Origin of the sequence: Feifania hominis (assembly GCF_014384765.1) — a bacterium.
In the GTDB taxonomy this organism is placed as follows: domain Bacteria; phylum Bacillota; class Clostridia; order Oscillospirales; family Feifaniaceae; genus Feifania; species Feifania hominis.
The window spans coordinates 149,362-164,300 of record NZ_JACRSP010000004.1; the positions used below are offsets into that span (position 1 = coordinate 149,362).

At 63.7% G+C, this 14,939-nt stretch carries 14 protein-coding genes; 11 read left to right on the plus strand and 3 right to left on the minus strand.

The annotated features are described in order from the left end of the window. The first annotated feature begins 39 nt into the window (after positions 1 to 39). The 11 genes from priA (at position 40) to H8695_RS09820 (ending at position 11,370) form a co-directional block, all read left to right on the plus strand. Positions 40 to 2,478, plus strand: coding sequence for a primosomal protein N' (gene priA / locus H8695_RS09770; protein WP_249301081.1), 2,439 nt, complete (start codon positions 40 to 42; stop codon positions 2,476 to 2,478). Positions 2,479 to 2,489: 11 nt separating this feature from the next. Continuing rightward, positions 2,490 to 2,999 (plus strand): peptide deformylase, encoded by a 510-nt coding sequence (gene def / locus H8695_RS09775; protein WP_249301083.1) that lies wholly within the window; start codon positions 2,490 to 2,492, stop codon positions 2,997 to 2,999. A gap of 4 nt (positions 3,000 to 3,003) precedes the next feature. Next, on the plus strand, positions 3,004 to 3,930 hold the full coding sequence (fmt, locus tag H8695_RS09780; protein WP_249301085.1) for a methionyl-tRNA formyltransferase: 927 nt from the start codon (positions 3,004 to 3,006) through the stop codon (positions 3,928 to 3,930). 9 nt (positions 3,931 to 3,939) lie between these two features. Then, on the plus strand, positions 3,940 to 4,632 hold the full coding sequence (locus tag H8695_RS09785) for a zinc metallopeptidase (RefSeq protein WP_249301087.1): 693 nt from the start codon (positions 3,940 to 3,942) through the stop codon (positions 4,630 to 4,632). Beyond that, positions 4,625 to 5,932, plus strand: a complete 1,308-nt coding sequence (rsmB, locus tag H8695_RS09790) for a 16S rRNA (cytosine(967)-C(5))-methyltransferase RsmB (RefSeq protein WP_249301089.1) — start codon at positions 4,625 to 4,627, stop codon at positions 5,930 to 5,932. The genes H8695_RS09785 and rsmB overlap by 8 nt, the downstream gene beginning before the upstream one ends. A gap of 16 nt (positions 5,933 to 5,948) precedes the next feature. After that, a complete protein-coding gene (rlmN, locus tag H8695_RS09795; RefSeq protein ID WP_249301091.1) occupies positions 5,949 to 6,995 on the plus strand; it encodes a dual-specificity RNA methyltransferase RlmN in 1,047 nt (348 codons plus the stop codon). Further along, positions 6,992 to 7,750, plus strand: coding sequence for a Stp1/IreP family PP2C-type Ser/Thr phosphatase (locus H8695_RS09800; protein WP_249301093.1), 759 nt, complete (start codon positions 6,992 to 6,994; stop codon positions 7,748 to 7,750). Before rlmN ends, H8695_RS09800 begins: the two co-directional genes overlap by 4 nt. After that, positions 7,743 to 9,617: a Stk1 family PASTA domain-containing Ser/Thr kinase gene (gene pknB, locus H8695_RS09805; RefSeq protein WP_249301095.1), complete on the plus strand. Its 1,875-nt coding sequence runs from the start codon at positions 7,743 to 7,745 to the stop codon at positions 9,615 to 9,617. The genes H8695_RS09800 and pknB overlap by 8 nt, the downstream gene beginning before the upstream one ends. Positions 9,618 to 9,628: 11 nt before the next feature. Then, complete coding sequence (gene rsgA, locus H8695_RS09810; protein ID WP_249301097.1) at positions 9,629 to 10,510, plus strand: ribosome small subunit-dependent GTPase A; 882 nt, start codon at positions 9,629 to 9,631, stop codon at positions 10,508 to 10,510. Next, a complete protein-coding gene (locus H8695_RS09815) occupies positions 10,507 to 11,139 on the plus strand; it encodes a thiamine diphosphokinase (RefSeq protein WP_249301099.1) in 633 nt (210 codons plus the stop codon). The genes rsgA and H8695_RS09815 overlap by 4 nt, the downstream gene beginning before the upstream one ends. Before the next feature lie 72 nt (positions 11,140 to 11,211). Further along, a complete protein-coding gene (locus tag H8695_RS09820) occupies positions 11,212 to 11,370 on the plus strand; it encodes a hypothetical protein (RefSeq protein WP_249301101.1) in 159 nt (52 codons plus the stop codon). A gap of 127 nt (positions 11,371 to 11,497) precedes the next feature. Here H8695_RS09820 and H8695_RS09825 read toward each other — a convergent pair whose 3' ends face one another. From H8695_RS09825 to csaB, 3 genes are read right to left on the minus strand one after another with little or no spacing between them, the layout of a single operon-like run. After that, on the minus strand, positions 11,498 to 12,175 hold the full coding sequence (locus H8695_RS09825) for a DUF2461 domain-containing protein (protein WP_249301103.1): 678 nt from the start codon (positions 12,173 to 12,175) through the stop codon (positions 11,498 to 11,500). Positions 12,176 to 12,220: 45 nt separating this feature from the next. Continuing rightward, entirely contained in the window at positions 12,221 to 12,637 is a 417-nt protein-coding gene (gene ruvX / locus H8695_RS09830; RefSeq protein ID WP_249301104.1) for a Holliday junction resolvase RuvX, read from the minus strand. Beyond that, positions 12,634 to 14,859, minus strand: a complete 2,226-nt coding sequence (csaB, locus tag H8695_RS09835; RefSeq protein WP_249301106.1) for a polysaccharide pyruvyl transferase CsaB — start codon at positions 14,857 to 14,859, stop codon at positions 12,634 to 12,636. Before csaB ends, ruvX begins: the two co-directional genes overlap by 4 nt. Positions 14,860 to 14,939 lie beyond the last annotated feature (80 nt).

Here is a 14,939-nt window from a genome sequence, read left to right on the forward strand (position 1 = left end):
GTGGCAGTTTTGCCACCTTTTGTTTTAGGATGAGTGACGATGATAGCAAAAGTTGCCATTGAAAATCTGACCTATCCGGCGGACGCCCTGTTTGACTACGAGGTGCCCGCAGAGCTCGAGGGTGCGCTGCGCCCCGGCTGCCGGGTGGTGGTGCCCTTCGGCGGCGGCAACCGGCGCCGCCAGGGCATGGTCATGGCGCTCGCAGAACACAGCGAGCTTGCGTCGCTCAAGCGGGTGCAGCGGCTGGTCGACGAGACGCCTGTGCTGTCCGAGGAGCTTCTGGGGCTTGTGGGCTTTTGCAAGCGCAGGTGGTTTTGCACCTACTTCGACGCGATCAAGGCCATTCTGCCGACGGGCAGCCGCGTGCGGCTGCGCGAGTACGCCGTGCCGACCGGCGAGCCCTATTCGGGCGACGATACGCTTGCGCGGGAGCTCATCGCCCTTGCGCAGAGCTCCGGCCGGCTCGATCTGGAAAAGCTGAGAAAAGAGCGCAGCGAGCCGATCGACTCCGCGCTCGCCGAGCTGCTGCAGGCGGGGGCGCTCAGACGGGTGTCGGATGTGCGCCGCAACGCCAGCGATATGACGCGGCTCGCGGCGCGGCTTGCGGTGTCCCACGAGGAGGCGGACGCCTATGTGCGCGACTGCCGCGCAAACGCGGCCAAGCACGAGAAAGTGCTCGACATCCTCAAGGGCTGTGAGAGCGTGCCGGTGACAGAGCTGTGCTACCTTTCCGGGGTGAGCAAGAGCGTCGTCGACACGCTCGCCCGGCGGCAGATCATCGAGCTTCACACCCTCGAGCTGCTGCGCCGCCCCTACCGGGAGAAGACGCGCGGCGGCGACCGGGAGCCGATCCGCCTCAGCGCCGGGCAGCACAGCGTCCTCGAGGGGCTCTGGGCCCTGTGCGCCGGCGGACGGCCCGAGGCGGCGCTTCTGCACGGCGTCACGGGTTCGGGTAAGACCGAGGTCTACATCAGCCTGATTGACCGCGTGATCGCCGCCGGGCGGAATGTCATTGTGCTGGTGCCGGAGATCGCGCTCACCCCGCAGCTGACCGACCGCTTCTACTCGCGCTATGGCGAGCGGGTCGCGGTGCTGCACAGCGCGCTCTCGGTCGGCGAGCGCTACGACGAGTGGAAGCGCCTGAAAAACGGCGAGGCGAGCATCGCTGTCGGCACGCGCTCGGCCATCTTCGCCCCGCTCGACAACGTGGGGCTGATCGTCGTCGACGAGGAGCAGGAGGGCTCCTACAAATCGGAGAATTCGCCGCGCTACCACGCGCGCGACGTCGCGAAGTACCGCGCGGTGAAAAACGGGGCGCTGCTGCTGCTCGCGTCGGCCACTCCGTCGGTCGAGAGCTACATGAGTGCGAAGCTCGGGCGCTATCATCTGTTCACCCTGAGCGAACGCTACGGGGGCAGCACTCTGCCGGAGGTTCTCATCGCGGATATGCGCGAGGATCTGGCAAAGGGCGAGACGAGCGCCATCGGCGAGACACTGGCGGCGGAGCTGCGCTTCTGTCTCAAGCGCGGCGAGCAGGCGGTGCTCTTTCTGAACCGCCGCGGCTACAACACCTTTGTCGGCTGCCGGGCCTGCGGGGAGGTGCGCACCTGCCCGAACTGCAGCATCGCCATGACCTACCACAGCAGAAACGGGCTGCTGATGTGCCACTACTGCGGCCACAGCGAGGAGCTGTCGGACGTCTGTCCGGTCTGCGGCAGCCGCGGTATGCGCCATCTCGGCACCGGGACCCAGCGGGTGGAGGAGCAGCTCGCCGAGCTCTTTCCCACGGCGCGCGTCTGCCGGATGGATCTCGACACCACAAGCTACAAATCCTCCCACGAGAAGCTGCTCGGCGCGTTTCGCGACGGGGAGTACGATATTCTGCTCGGCACGCAGATGGTCACCAAGGGGCTCGATATGCCGAATGTGACGCTGGTCGGCGTGCTCTCGGCGGACGCCATGCTCTTCGTGGAGGACTACCGCGCCGCCGAGCGCACTTTCATGCAGCTGACGCAGGTGGTGGGCCGCGCGGGCCGCGCGGGAAAGCGCGGCTACGCCGTGATTCAGACCTACTGCCCGGACAACCGGGTGATCGAGCTCGCCCGCCGGCAGGACTATGAGGGCTTCTTTGAGGAGGAGATCCTCTTTCGCAAGAACATGATCTATCCGCCCTACTGCGACATCTGTCACATCATGTTCACCGGCGCTGACGAGGGCGGGGTGCGCGAGGCGGCAAAGCGCTTTCACACGGCTCTCGCGGATGAGTTTCGCCGGACGCAGGCCGCAAACATCATTCTCTTTGCGCCGGCCCCGCCGCCGATTGCGAAGATCAGTCAGAAGTACCGCCAGCGGATTCTTCTCAAGTGCCGCGACGACAAAAAACTACGCCAAACGCTTGATAAAATGCTTTGCAATTTTTATAATAATAGGGAAAACAGAGGTGTCTCCATCTATGTGGACATCAACCCGAATCTGTAAAGGAGAACCAAATGGCCATACGTACCATACTCAATAAAAAAGAGGACGCGCTGCGCAAGAAGTGCCGTCCCATCGATCGCATCACCCCCCATCTGCTGACGCTGCTCGACGACATGCGCGAGACGGTCGTCGACGCCAACGGCGCCGGGCTCGCGGCGCCCCAGGTCGGCGTTTTGCGCCGCATCGCGGTGGTGGTCAATGAGAACGATGAGATCTTCGAGCTGATCAACCCCGAGATCGTCGAACGCCGCGGTGAGCAGCAGGAGCTCGAGGGCTGCCTGTCCGACCCGGGTGAGTGGGGCATCACGAGCCGCCCCCAGTGGGTCAAGGCCAGGGCCATGAACCGGCAGGGCGAGTGGTATGAGCTCGAGGGCGAGGGCCTCTTCGCGCGGGCCATCTGCCACGAGATCGACCATCTCGACGGCATCCTCTTCACCGACCATGCGCTGAAGATCCTCACGGACGAACAGCTCACCGAATTTCTCGAGCAGCAGGCCGCCGCCGAGAACGAGAAAGCGTGACGGTTTGAGAATTCTGTTTTACGGCACGCCGGAGTTCGCCGCTGTGCATCTGCGCGCGCTGCTCGGCGCGGGCCATGAAATCGGGGCGGTGGTCACCCAGCCCGACAAGCCGCTCGGACGCAAGAAGATCGTCACGCCGCCGCCGGTCAAGGCGGCGGCGCTCGAGGCGGGCATCCCGGTATACCAGCCGGTGCGCCTGCGCGACGGCAGCTTTGAGAGCCTCGTGCGCGGCATCGCGCCCGAGCTTGCGGTCGTGGTGGCCTACGGCAGGCTGCTGCCAGCCGGCGTACTCGCCATTCCCCAATATGAGACCATCAACATCCACGCGTCGCTGCTGCCGAAATACCGCGGCGCGGGCCCCATCCAGTGGGCGATTTTAAACGGCGAGCGCGAGACCGGCGTCACCAGCATGATGGTGGGCGAGGAGCTCGACGCGGGGGACATTCTGCTGTCAAAGGCCACGCCGATCGGCGAGGGGGAGACCTACGGCGAGCTGCAGGAGCGACTCGCGCCTCTCGGGGCGCAGCTGCTGCTCGAGACGGTCTCCGCCATCGAGAGCGGCGCCGCACGCCGCACGCCGCAGGATGCATCACAGGTGAGCCTGGCCCCCATTCTGACCAAGGAACTCTCGCCGATTGACTTTCATAAGCCGGCCTTTCTGGTTGCGCGCCAGGTCTGCGGGCTCAACCCGTGGCCGGTCGCAACCCTGCCGTGGGACGAGCGTAAACTGCGGGTGTTTCGCGCCTTTGTGGGCGGCGAGACCGCCGATCGGCCCGGCACGGCCCGCGCTGACGGCGACGCGATCTCGGTCGCCTGCGGCGACGGAAAAACCGTGCGCCTGACCGATGTGCAGCTCGAGCTGTCAAAGCGAATGAGCGCCGCCGATTTTCTGCGCGGGCACCCCATCGAGGGGACCCGGCAGCTGCTTTAGGAGGATTGTATGTTCTGGATTGACTATTGGTATATTGTCCTGGTGCTGCCCGCCGTCCTGTTCGCCTCGTGGGCCCAGTGGAACGTCAGCAGCGCCTTTCGCAAGTACGGCAGTGTGAGAACGGCCCGCGGCGTCACCGGCCGTGAGGTCGCCGAGCAGATTCTGCGCGACAACGGCATCACGGATGTCACGGTGGAGTCGGTGCGCGGCAATCTCTCGGACCACTACGACCCGCGCGCAAAGAAGATCCGCCTGTCGGACGGGGTCTACGCCAGCGACTCCATCGCGGCGCTCGGCGTCGCCGCCCACGAGGCAGGCCACGCAGTGCAGCACCATGTGGGCTACAGCCCGCTCAAGCTGCGAAACGCCATCATTCCCGTTTGCAACATCGGCTCGAACCTCTCGATGCCGCTGATTCTGCTCGGCATCTTCATGAGCTATCAGCCCCTCGTGGTGGCGGGCATCGCGCTCTTCGGCCTTGTGACGCTCTTTCAGCTTCTCACCCTGCCGGTGGAATTCAACGCGAGTTCCCGGGCCATGGCGGTGCTCTCAAACGGAGGGTATCTCACCCCGGGCGAGCTCGACGGCGCGGGACGCATGCTCAAGGCGGCGGCGCTGACCTATGTGGCGGCGCTGCTGGTGGCGCTTGCGAATCTGCTGCGGCTGATTCTGCTCTTCGGCCGCCGCAACAGCCGTGACTGACGCGCGCCAGACGGCGCTCTCGGCGGCGCTCACCATGCGAAAGACCGGCGGCTACTCGAATCTCGTGCTCTCGGCGCAGCTTGCGCGCGCCGGACTGCCGCCGCTTGAGCGGGGGCTCGCGGCCGAGCTCTTCTACGGCGCTCTCGAGCGCCGGCGCACACTTGACTACTACATCGCCCGGTACAGCGGCCGCCGCGTGGAGACGCTGGATGCGGCCGTGCAGGAGATACTGCGCCAGGGGATGTATCAGCTTTTGTATCTGACGCGGATTCCGCCCTCGGCGGCCTGCAACGAATCGGTGCGCCTCGCTGCGCGCCATGCCGCGCGCGCCAAGGGCTTTGTCAACGCCGTGCTGCGCGCCGCCGCGCGGGGGCTTTCGGCCGCCGAGCCGCCGGACAGCCTCGCTGTGCGCTGCTCGGTGTCGGACAGCATCGCAGGGCTTCTGTGCCACCAGTACGGCGAAGAGACCGAGGCGATGCTCATGAGCTTTTTCGAGCGGGGGGGCACCGATCTCACGGTCAACACGCTGCGCACGACGCCCGCCGCGCTCGCCTCCCGCTTCGCGCAGGCCGGCGTCGAGGCGGTCGAAAACGATGCGGGCGGTCTCACCATCCCCGCGAGCGGAGACATCACGAAGCTTCCCGGCTTTGCCGAGGGGCTCTTCTTTGTACAGGACACGGCGTCCCGGCTCACCGCCTGGATCGCGCGCCCCGCGCCCGGGCAGACGGTCTTTGATCTTTGCGCCGCGCCCGGCGGCAAGAGCTTTCTCATGGCGCTCGCCATGGGGGATGAGGGCAGAATCCTCTCGTTTGACTGCCACGGGGCAAAGCTCCCGCTGATACGCGACGGCGCCGCGAGGCTGGGGCTTGCCAGCATCGAGACAAGGCTCGGCGACGCGGCGGTCTTTGACCCGTCTCTCTCGTCGGCAGCCGATCTCGTGCTGTGCGACGTGCCCTGTTCGGGGCTCGGCGTCATGAGAAAGAAGCCCGAGATCCGCTACAAGGAGGTCGACGACTTCAAGCATCTGCCAAAGACCCAGCTTGCCATTCTGGAAAACGGCGCGCGCTATGTGCGCCCCGGCGGAGCGCTTCTCTACTCGACCTGTACGCTCAACCGGCGCGAAAACGAGGGCGTCGTGGAGGCGTTTCTCAGCGCGCACGACGACTTTCGGCCCGTCGACGGTTGGGAACTGCTGCCGCGCTCTTTCGTCGAAAGAAGAGACGACAGCCCCTATGTGCGTCTGCTGCCGCAGATTCACGCAACAGACGGCTTCTTCTTCTGCAAAATGATTCACCGCTGACACACGAGGAGACTCTATGGAAAAAACCGATCTCAAGTCGCTCTCCTTTGAAGAGCTCACAGCTTTTTTCACGGCGCTCGGCGAGCCGGCCTTTCGCGCGGGCCAGGTTTTCACCTGGCTGCACCGCGGGGCCGAGAGCTTTGACGAGATGACCAATCTCTCCCTCGCGCTGCGAAAGAAGCTGTCGGAGCAGGCGCTTGTCACCGTGTCCCGCATCGAGCGAAAGCTCGTCTCGAAGATCGACGGAACCATCAAATACCTCTTTCGGCTCGCCGACGGACAGTGCATCGAAACCGTACTGATGAGCTATCGCCACGGCGACTCCATCTGTCTGTCGACCCAGGCGGGCTGCCGCATGGGCTGCAACTTCTGCGCGTCGACGCTGGGCGGGCTTGTGCGCCATCTGACGCCGGGCGAGATTCTCGACCAGGTGCTCTTCGCCCAGAAGGACAGCGGGCGGCGCGTTTCGTCCATTGTGCTGATGGGAATCGGCGAGCCGCTCGACAACTTTGACAATGTATTAAAGTTTTTAAAACTGGTCAATGATGAGAGAGGCGTCAACATCGGCATGCGGCACATCTCGCTGTCGACCTGCGGCATCGTGCCGAAGATCGACGAGCTCGCCGCGCACCATCTGCCGCTGACCCTGTCGATTTCGCTGCACGCGCCAAGCGATGAGATCCGTGACAGGATGATGCCCATCAACCGCAAATACCCCGTGGAAGAGCTGCTTGCGGCCTGCCGGCGCTATGTGAATGAAGTCGGGCGCAGAATCACGTTTGAATACGCCCTGATCGAGGGGGTCAACAACTCCGACGAGACGGCGCGCATGCTCGCCGATAAGCTTCACGGCATGCTCTGCCACGTCAATCTCATCCCCGTAAACTATGTAAAGGAACGGGGATATCACAAGCCGTCGCCCGAGCGGGTCGCGCAGTTTGCGCGCGTACTCGAGCAGCGCGGGATCCCCGTGACCGTGCGCCGCAAGCTCGGCGGGGACATCGACGCCTCCTGCGGGCAGCTGCGCCGGGAGAGCGATCAGACACAGGAGGTGGGCCTATGAGAGGGCATGGACAGACGGATATCGGGCTTGTGAGAACGGAAAATCAGGATACTTACCTGCTGACGACTCTCGGCGAGAACACGGCGTTCGCCGTGGTGTGCGACGGCATGGGCGGCATCAGCGGCGGCCAGCTCGCAAGCCGCCTTGCGATTCGCACGCTGGAGCAGCAGGTGCGCGAGCGCTACTACGAGGAACTGTCGATGGCCGAGGTCAAGGAGCTTCTCCAGTTCGCGCTGCAGAGCGCAAACGATGCGATTCTCGCCGAGGCGCGGCGCGACGCGACCAACCACGGCATGGGAACCACGGCGGTCGTGGCGCTCTTCCGTGAAAACGAGGGCGTCATCGCCAACATCGGCGACAGCCGCGCCTACATCCTCGCGAGCGGGGAAATCGCCCAGATCACCGAGGACCACTCCATGGTGCAGGAGCTTGTCCAGAGCGGCAAGATTACGCCCGAGGAGGCGGCCCACCACCCGCAGAAGAACATCATCACCAAGGTGCTCGGCATGCCGGGCAAGTGCGAGGTGGACTACTTCGATATCGAGGTCTACGAGAGCATACTGGTGCTGCTGTGCTCAGACGGGCTGACCAATGTGCTCGACGCGCAGAAGATCGCCACCATCATCTTCGGCGCGGCCGATCTCGACGCGGCGGTGAGCGGTCTGATCGAAGCCGCCAACGCCGGCGGCGGGCAGGACAATGTGACGGCGGTGCTCTTCACGCCGGGGAAAGAGCAGGTGAGAGCGGATGGATAGGCTGATCGGAAAAATCATCAACGACCGCTACCGCATCCAGAGCATCGTCGGCACCGGCGGCATGTCGGTGGTCTTCAAGGCGGTCGACATGCTCACAAACCAGACCGTGGCGGTCAAGGTGCTCAAGCAGGAATTCCTTGAGGACAGTCAGTTTCGCCGCCGCTTTGAGACCGAGTCGAACGTCATCGCCATGATGGACCACGAGAACATCGTGCGCATTCTCGACGTGGGGCTCAACGACGACCTCTACTACATCGTCATGGAGTATGTCGACGGCATCACGCTCAAGCAGTACATCGAGCGGCAGGGGCCGCTCAAGTGGCGCGAAACCCTCTACTTTGTCACCCAGGTGCTCGAGGCGCTTGAACACGCCCACAACAAGGGCATTGTGCACCGCGACATCAAGCCGCAGAACATCATGCTGCTCGACAACGGCTCCATCAAGGTGACGGACTTCGGCATCGCGCGCATCTCGAGCACCAACACCAACACCATGACCGACAAGGCGATCGGTTCGGTTCACTACATCAGCCCCGAGCAGGTCAGCGGCGAGAAGACCGACTACCGCTCGGACATCTACTCGCTGGGCGTGATGATGTACGAGATGCTCACAAATTCGCTGCCGTTTGACGCGGAGAATCCCGTGTCGGTCGCGCTGATGCAGCTGCAGAGCACGCCGAAGCGCCTGACTGAAATCGACCCGGAGATCCCCGAGGGCCTTGAGGACATTGTGCTCAAGGCCATGGCGAAGAGCCCCGACCGGCGCTACCAGTCGGCCGGCGAGATGCTCGAGGACATTGAGCGCTTCAAGAGCAACCCGTCCATCCGCTTTGAATACGAGTACTTCAGCGACGACAAACCCACCAAGTACATGGACGCCATCAAGCTCGTGCGCGAGGAGGAAGAGGTCACGACCGGAAAGAACAAGAAAGTCTTTTTGAGCGTCGCCACCGGCATCATCGCCTGCTTTTTGGTGGTGGGCGTGCTCGCCGCGTTCCTGTGGCCCATGCTCTTTCCGGGCAACACCGCGCCGAGCGACATCGAGGTGCCCACGCTCCTCGGGCAGGACTATGAGGCGGTGCTCTCAAACCCGGAGTACGAGGGCAAATTCCGCATCATCAAAATCTCCGAGGAGTACAACGAGCAGTACGGAGCGGGGCAGATCTTCGATCAGGACCCGAATCCCGGCATGACCGTCAAGGTCGGCGCGGACATCCGGGTCTCGGTGAGCCTCGGCGAGAAGACCGTGGTCGTGCCGCCGCTCGCCGGACGGGACTACCGCCAGGCCGAGGTGTCGCTGGGCAAGCTCGGCATCAAGTATGAGATCATCGAAGAGTATCACGACACAGTCGTGCAGGACTATGTCATCCGCACCGAGCCGGCGGAGAACACTGTGGTCGACGAAAACACAGTGGTCAAGGTCTATCGCAGCCTCGGCCCGGAGATCAAGATGACTAAGGTACCATATGTGATTGACCTGCTTGAAAACGAGGCCCGCCGCGAGCTGGAAAAAGCCGGCCTCGTAGTGGGCACGGCGGAGTCGGTGCCCTCTGACAAGGCGCCGGGCGTCGTTCTGAGCCAGAGCATTGAAGCCGAGACCGAGGTCAGCGAGGACACCGTTGTCAACCTCACGGTCAGCGACGGCTCGCTCTACCCGCAGGAGCGCGAGATCACCATCACGCTGCCCCAGATGGCGGAGCCGTTTCTCGTCACGGTCAGGCAGTCGAACGAGATCGTCTACGAGCAGACCCACACCTCCGACCAGGGAAGCCTGCGCCTCGTGCTGCGTGGCAGCGGTGAGGAGATGGTTGAGATCTACATCAACGGGGAGCTCAGTCAGTCGAGCTACGTCAACTTCAGCGACTGAGGCGCGGCGCAATGACTGGAAGAGTGGTAAAGGGAATCGGCGGCTTCTACTATGTGCAGACCGACGGCGGCGTCTACTGCTGCCGTGCGCGCGGCCGGTTCCGAAAGGACTCGGTGTCCCCCGCGGTCGGGGACCGGGTTGAGATATCCGTGGTCGATGAGGCAGCCAGAGAGGGCGCGCTTGAGCGCATTGAGCCGCGCAGAAACTTTCTCATCCGCCCGCCCATCGCAAACATCGACGTCATGCTCATCATTGCGGCGGCCGCAAACCCCGCGCCGTCGACGCTGCTGATCGACAAGCTTGTCGCCATCTGCGAAAAAAAGAACATCACGCCCTGCGTCTGTATCAACAAGACCGATCTTGCGGACGGGGAGGAGCTCTGCCGCATCTACCGGGACATCGGCTACGAGGCGCTCGCGGTCTCGGCTGCCACCGGCGAGGGGATCGACCGTCTGCGCACAGTGATCGAGGGGCGCGTGTGTGCTTTCTCGGGCAACTCGGGCGTTGGCAAGTCGAGTCTGCTCAACGCGCTCGACGCGTCGTTTGCTGCTCAGACCGGGGAGCTCAGCGCCAAGATCGAGCGCGGCCGCCACACCACGCGCCACGTCGAGCTCTTTGCGCTGGCCGGCGGCTGGATCGCCGACACGCCGGGTTTCGGCGACATCAGCATCGAGCGCTTTGAGACGGTGTACAAAGAGGAACTGCCGGGCTGCTTTGCGGAGCTTGGGCAGTACGAGGGGCAGTGCCGCTTTCTCGGCTGCGCCCACGACCGCGAGCCGGGCTGCGCCGTCAAGCGGGCGGTGGAGACGGGTGAAATGGCCCGCAGCCGCTACGAGAGCTATCTTTCCATGTATCATGAAGTCAAGGACATCAAGGAGTGGGAGCGCCGATGAACACCTGTTACATTCTCGCGTCAGGCGGGTTTACAAAGCGCGAGGCCGAAGCCATCCGCCGCGAACGCGGGCCGCAGGATCTTCTCATCTGCGCCGACGGCGGCTTTGACCACGCGGTGCGCTACGGGCTCACCCCCGATTTGATCATGGGCGATTTTGACTCGGTGCGAAACCGCGATTTCGGCGGTGTGCCGGTCAAACAGTTCCCCGCTCACAAGGACGACACCGACACGGGTATTGCCATCGCCGAGGGCGAACTGAGAGGCTACCGGCGCTTTGTGCTCTACGGCTGTCTCGGCGGGCGGCTCGACCACACGGTGGCGAACCTCTCGCAGATGGAGGGGCTGGCGCAGCGCGGGTGTGCCTGCGAGCTGCGCTCTGCCCGAAACGAGGCGCACATCCTGCGCGACGGCGTGCTGCGTCTGCGCGCGCGCCGAGGCTGCAAGCTGTCGGTTTTTGCGCTGTTTGGCGAGGCGCGCGGCGTGACGCTTGAGCAGGTGGAGTACCCCCTGAAAAACGCAACGCTCACGCCCGGCTATCCGCTCGGGGTGAGCAACGAATTTCAAAAGGGCGAGGCAATTATCAGCGTCCGGGAGGGGACGCTGCTCGTGATACTCTCAAAAGATTGACGCGCGGACAAGCTACATTTGAAAAAAACCCTCATATACTGCTCATAAGAACAGAATATGGGGGATTTTTTTATGCGGTTCTCGAAAAAGATGGTGGGCCTGCTCGGCGTGTGCCTGGCAGTGGGAATCATCATTGCGAGCTTTCTCCCCTGGCGGGCTCTCGCCATGATCGAGGCACTGCTGCTGGTAGCCATCGGGATCATCTGTTTCGGTTCGGACAGGGGGTGCTGAATATGAAGATCAAGTGCGTGAAAATGCCGAAGTGGCTCGGGACAATCGTACGGGTCCTCACCGGGCACAGACGGGTGGACTGAGACGAGGCGGGCGGGAGAGTGCTCTCCCGCCCGCCTGCGTGCGGTCATTTGATCTGCGCTTCGCGCGCGAGGCGCTCGGCTCTGTTCATCATACGGTAGAAGGGGACAAGCTCGTCGAAACGCTCGGTGAGATAGTCTGCGAGACCCTCGGAGAAGAGGAGCGAAAAATCGTGGCTCTCAAGCGACATCGAGATGCCCCGGCGGTTGAGAAAGTCGGCGCGCTCGGCGTCGGCCTGCGGGTAGCGGTCGCGCTTGAATTTTTCGCCCTCGAGCTGGTAGCGTCCCGTGCGGTAGAGGGCGAGCACTTCGTCGAAGAGCGGGTCGCCCGACAGGATCATCTCGCGCATGCAGGCCATCACCGCGGCCGGCGCCTGATAGTAGCCGCAGCCGCACCAGAAGCCCTGCGGCGAGAGGGAGAAGTAGAAGCCCGGCAGATCGTGCTCCTCGCGCAGGCGCACAAAGAGAAACCACATCTCATCGCGGTAGAGCATGCCGTCGCGAATGCGGCGCACGTCGCGGTGGACCCGTGAGACCGCACGGATGGGATCGGTCATAAATTCCGGGTCGATGGTCAGCATGTGGGGAGAGAGCGCGGCGAAGAGCTCGCGCATGGGTCTGACGACGCGCTCCTGGTAGACGGCGCGGTGGGCGCCAAACCATTCGCGGCTGTTTTGCAGTCTGTTTTCAAAGAGAAAGTCAAGGCTCTCTGGGGTAAAGGTCATGGTGGAATCCTCCGTTGACGCGGCCTTGCGGCGGGTGAAATCCCGTCAGCGGGCCATGCTGTCGAGATAGTCCTGCAGGATGATGGTGGCGGCGACGGCGTCGAGCACGGCCTTTCTCTTTTTGCCGCGCGTGTTGGTGTCGTTGAGCTGGCGCGTCGCCGAGATGGTGGTGCAGCGCTCGTCGCGCAGAACGAGCTCACAGCCGGTAAGCCCGGCGAGCTCATCGCGAAAGGCGAGGGTCTTCTCGACCCGCGGGCCGAGGGTGTTGTTCATGTTTTTCGGGTAGCCGATGACAATGGCCGACACCGCGTGCTGCGCGGCAAGCGCCGCAACCTGCGCAGCCACTTTTTTCATATCGGTCTCGGTGATGGTGCACAGGGTCGACGCGAGAAAGCCGGAGGGGTCGCTCAGGGCGATGCCCGTGCGCACGTCGCCGAAGTCCACTCCCATGACGCGGCTCATGACGGCTCCTCCCCGTCGAGCAGCTGCGCCGCGTAGACGGCGTTGAGCGCCGCGTCGGCAATGAGAGCGCGCGAGCGCTCGCCGAGCTCCCGCCCGAGCTCGGCCCGGCGGCTCATGATGTCGGCCGCCATGCGCAGAAGCTCGCCCGTATCGATCTGCTCGCAGGGCAGAAAACGGCTGACGCCGATGTACTCGAGAAAATCCGATACCTTGGGGTCGTAGACGATGCCGATGGTGGGCACGCCCGCGCCGGTGGCAAAGATCAGCGAGTGCAGGCGCATGCCGATGACGAACTGCGAGCGGGCGATGATCTGCATGATCTCCTGCGAGCTGAGGCCGGTCGGCAGCACCGAGCCGGGCACATTCTCGTGCAGAAGTTTTGAGATCTCAAGGTCGGTCGACTCGTGCAGCGCGAGAATCACCGGCGTGAGCGAGTAGGTATAGCTGAGGTTTTTGAGCACGATGGTGAGCTTGGCAAGGCACTCGGCATCGAGCGTCGGCCACTCGCGCAGCGAGACGACGAAAATGTCGCCCTCGGGCAGCCCGCTGACCGGGGCGTCCGCCGCCCTGCGATCGCCCTCGAAGAGAGTGAAGACCTCGTCCGCCGTCACCTCCACTCTCGGGTGAGTGACGCCGAGCTCCTTTAGAAACTGGGCGGAGTTTGGCTCACGCAGCGTCACAAGATCGAGCCGGTCGAGCACCTGCCCGGCGCGGCGGCGGTTTTTGGGCTTAGTGATCGGGCCGATGCCGTTTGCGTAGAGCATGGTGCGAAGCCCGTAGCGGTAGGCAAGCCGCAGAAGCGCCAGATAGTAGAGCAGGGACTTGGTCGAGGTGGCGTCCTGGATGAGGTTGCCGCCGCCGAAGATCAGCACCCGGGAATTGCGAATGGCCTTTCGCACCTTGAACAGGTGAAAGCGGTTGACCAGAGACGCGACCCGCAGATCGACCCGTGTCTCGGGGTCGCGCACCAGCACGCAGATGGAGACGCCCGGCCGGTGGCGATTGAGATTTTCCACCAGACACGAGAGCATGGTGTCGTCGCCGGCGTTCGCATAGCCGTAGTAGCCGCAGACGATATAGTCGTATTTCCGCTTGCCGCTCAGGCAGAGAATGTCCCGGTAGGTGTAGATGGCGTCATCCGCCATGCGGCTGACCGAGTAGCTCGCAAGCACGCGCTCGCGCCCGACAGCGCCCAGGCGCTCGAGCTCCTGCACGGGTCTTGCAAGAAGCGCGTCGAGTTCCTCGAGCAGGGCGCGCTCGCTCGGGTAGGGAATGTCGCGGCAGGTAAAGTTCGTGGCGACGCAGTCGGGCAGCTTGTCCTCCGTGTAGAGGCCGAGGTAGCCCTGGTTGCCTGCGAGCACCACGGGCTTGGCGCAGGACATGGCCTCGAGCGCCGCGCGCGACACGCCGACAAAGATGTCGCACAGCGCCGCGAGACGGCTGATGTCGGTGCGCCCGCCGGTGAGAATGAGATGGCGCTCGCCGAGCCGGCGGTTTACCGCCTCGGCCCTCTCGCGGACATCCTCAAGGGCGTCGCCGCTGCCGACGATGACAATGCGCACATCCGGGTGCGCGCGGCAGAGCTCCTCAGCGCAGTCGACGAGCAAAAAGGCCGACTTGCAGGCGTTGTAGTCCATGCGGCTGACGGTGAGAATGACCCGCGCATCCGCGGGCAGGCCGAGCTCGGCGCGCAGATCGTCGACCGGCTGCCCAGGACAAAACGTCCCGGTGTTGATGCCGTTGACCGTGACGCGCACGTCGGACGGGTGGAGATTGTAGTTTGAAGTGAGATACTTCTTGAGGTCCTCGCTGACCGCGATGGACTTCTTGCCCCACCGGGTCAGAAACCGCAGCCCGCCGGTGGTCTTGAAGTTGAAGTGGGCGGTCGTGACCATCGGCGTACCGGTGAGGGCGCAGGCGATGGAGGAGAGGAAGCCCGGAATGCGCGCATGGGCGTGCACGACGTCGGGCCGCTCGCGCCGGATGACCGACAGAAGCCGGAAAAAGGATTTGACCATGGCCGGCACACTGCGCACGTGCATGGGGGCCTGATAGTGGCGAATGCCGTGGCGCTCGAGTTCGTCGACGTAGACGCCCCCGTTGGAGCACACGACGATTTCATAGCCCTTGCGCGCGAGCTCCTTGGAGAGCTCGACAATATGGGTCTCAGCGCCGCCGAGACCGAGCCCCATGGTGGTCATGAGAATTTTTGTCTGATGCAATACAGTCACCTCATATGATTGGGCGGGAGAAGTATTCAAAACGGGAGCGCCGCCGCTCCCTGCGGAGTTTTCACTTCATT

Bases quoted from the DNA above. Each gene is read 5' to 3' on its own strand.
- priA (WP_249301081.1), top strand. From the start codon at position 40: ATGATAGCAAAAGTTGCCATTGAAAATCTGACCTATCCGGCGGACGCC.
- def (WP_249301083.1), top strand. From the start codon at position 2,490: ATGGCCATACGTACCATACTCAATAAAAAAGAGGACGCGCTGCGCAAG.
- H8695_RS09785 (WP_249301087.1), top strand. From the start codon at position 3,940: ATGTTCTGGATTGACTATTGGTATATTGTCCTGGTGCTGCCCGCCGTC.
- rlmN (WP_249301091.1), top strand. From the start codon at position 5,949: ATGGAAAAAACCGATCTCAAGTCGCTCTCCTTTGAAGAGCTCACAGCT.
- H8695_RS09800 (WP_249301093.1), top strand. From the start codon at position 6,992: ATGAGAGGGCATGGACAGACGGATATCGGGCTTGTGAGAACGGAAAAT.
- pknB (WP_249301095.1), top strand. From the start codon at position 7,743: ATGGATAGGCTGATCGGAAAAATCATCAACGACCGCTACCGCATCCAG.
- rsgA (WP_249301097.1), top strand. From the start codon at position 9,629: ATGACTGGAAGAGTGGTAAAGGGAATCGGCGGCTTCTACTATGTGCAG.
- H8695_RS09815 (WP_249301099.1), top strand. From the start codon at position 10,507: ATGAACACCTGTTACATTCTCGCGTCAGGCGGGTTTACAAAGCGCGAG.
- H8695_RS09820 (WP_249301101.1), top strand. From the start codon at position 11,212: ATGCGGTTCTCGAAAAAGATGGTGGGCCTGCTCGGCGTGTGCCTGGCA.
- H8695_RS09825 (WP_249301103.1), bottom strand. From the start codon at position 12,175: ATGACCTTTACCCCAGAGAGCCTTGACTTTCTCTTTGAAAACAGACTG.
- ruvX (WP_249301104.1), bottom strand. From the start codon at position 12,637: ATGAGCCGCGTCATGGGAGTGGACTTCGGCGACGTGCGCACGGGCATC.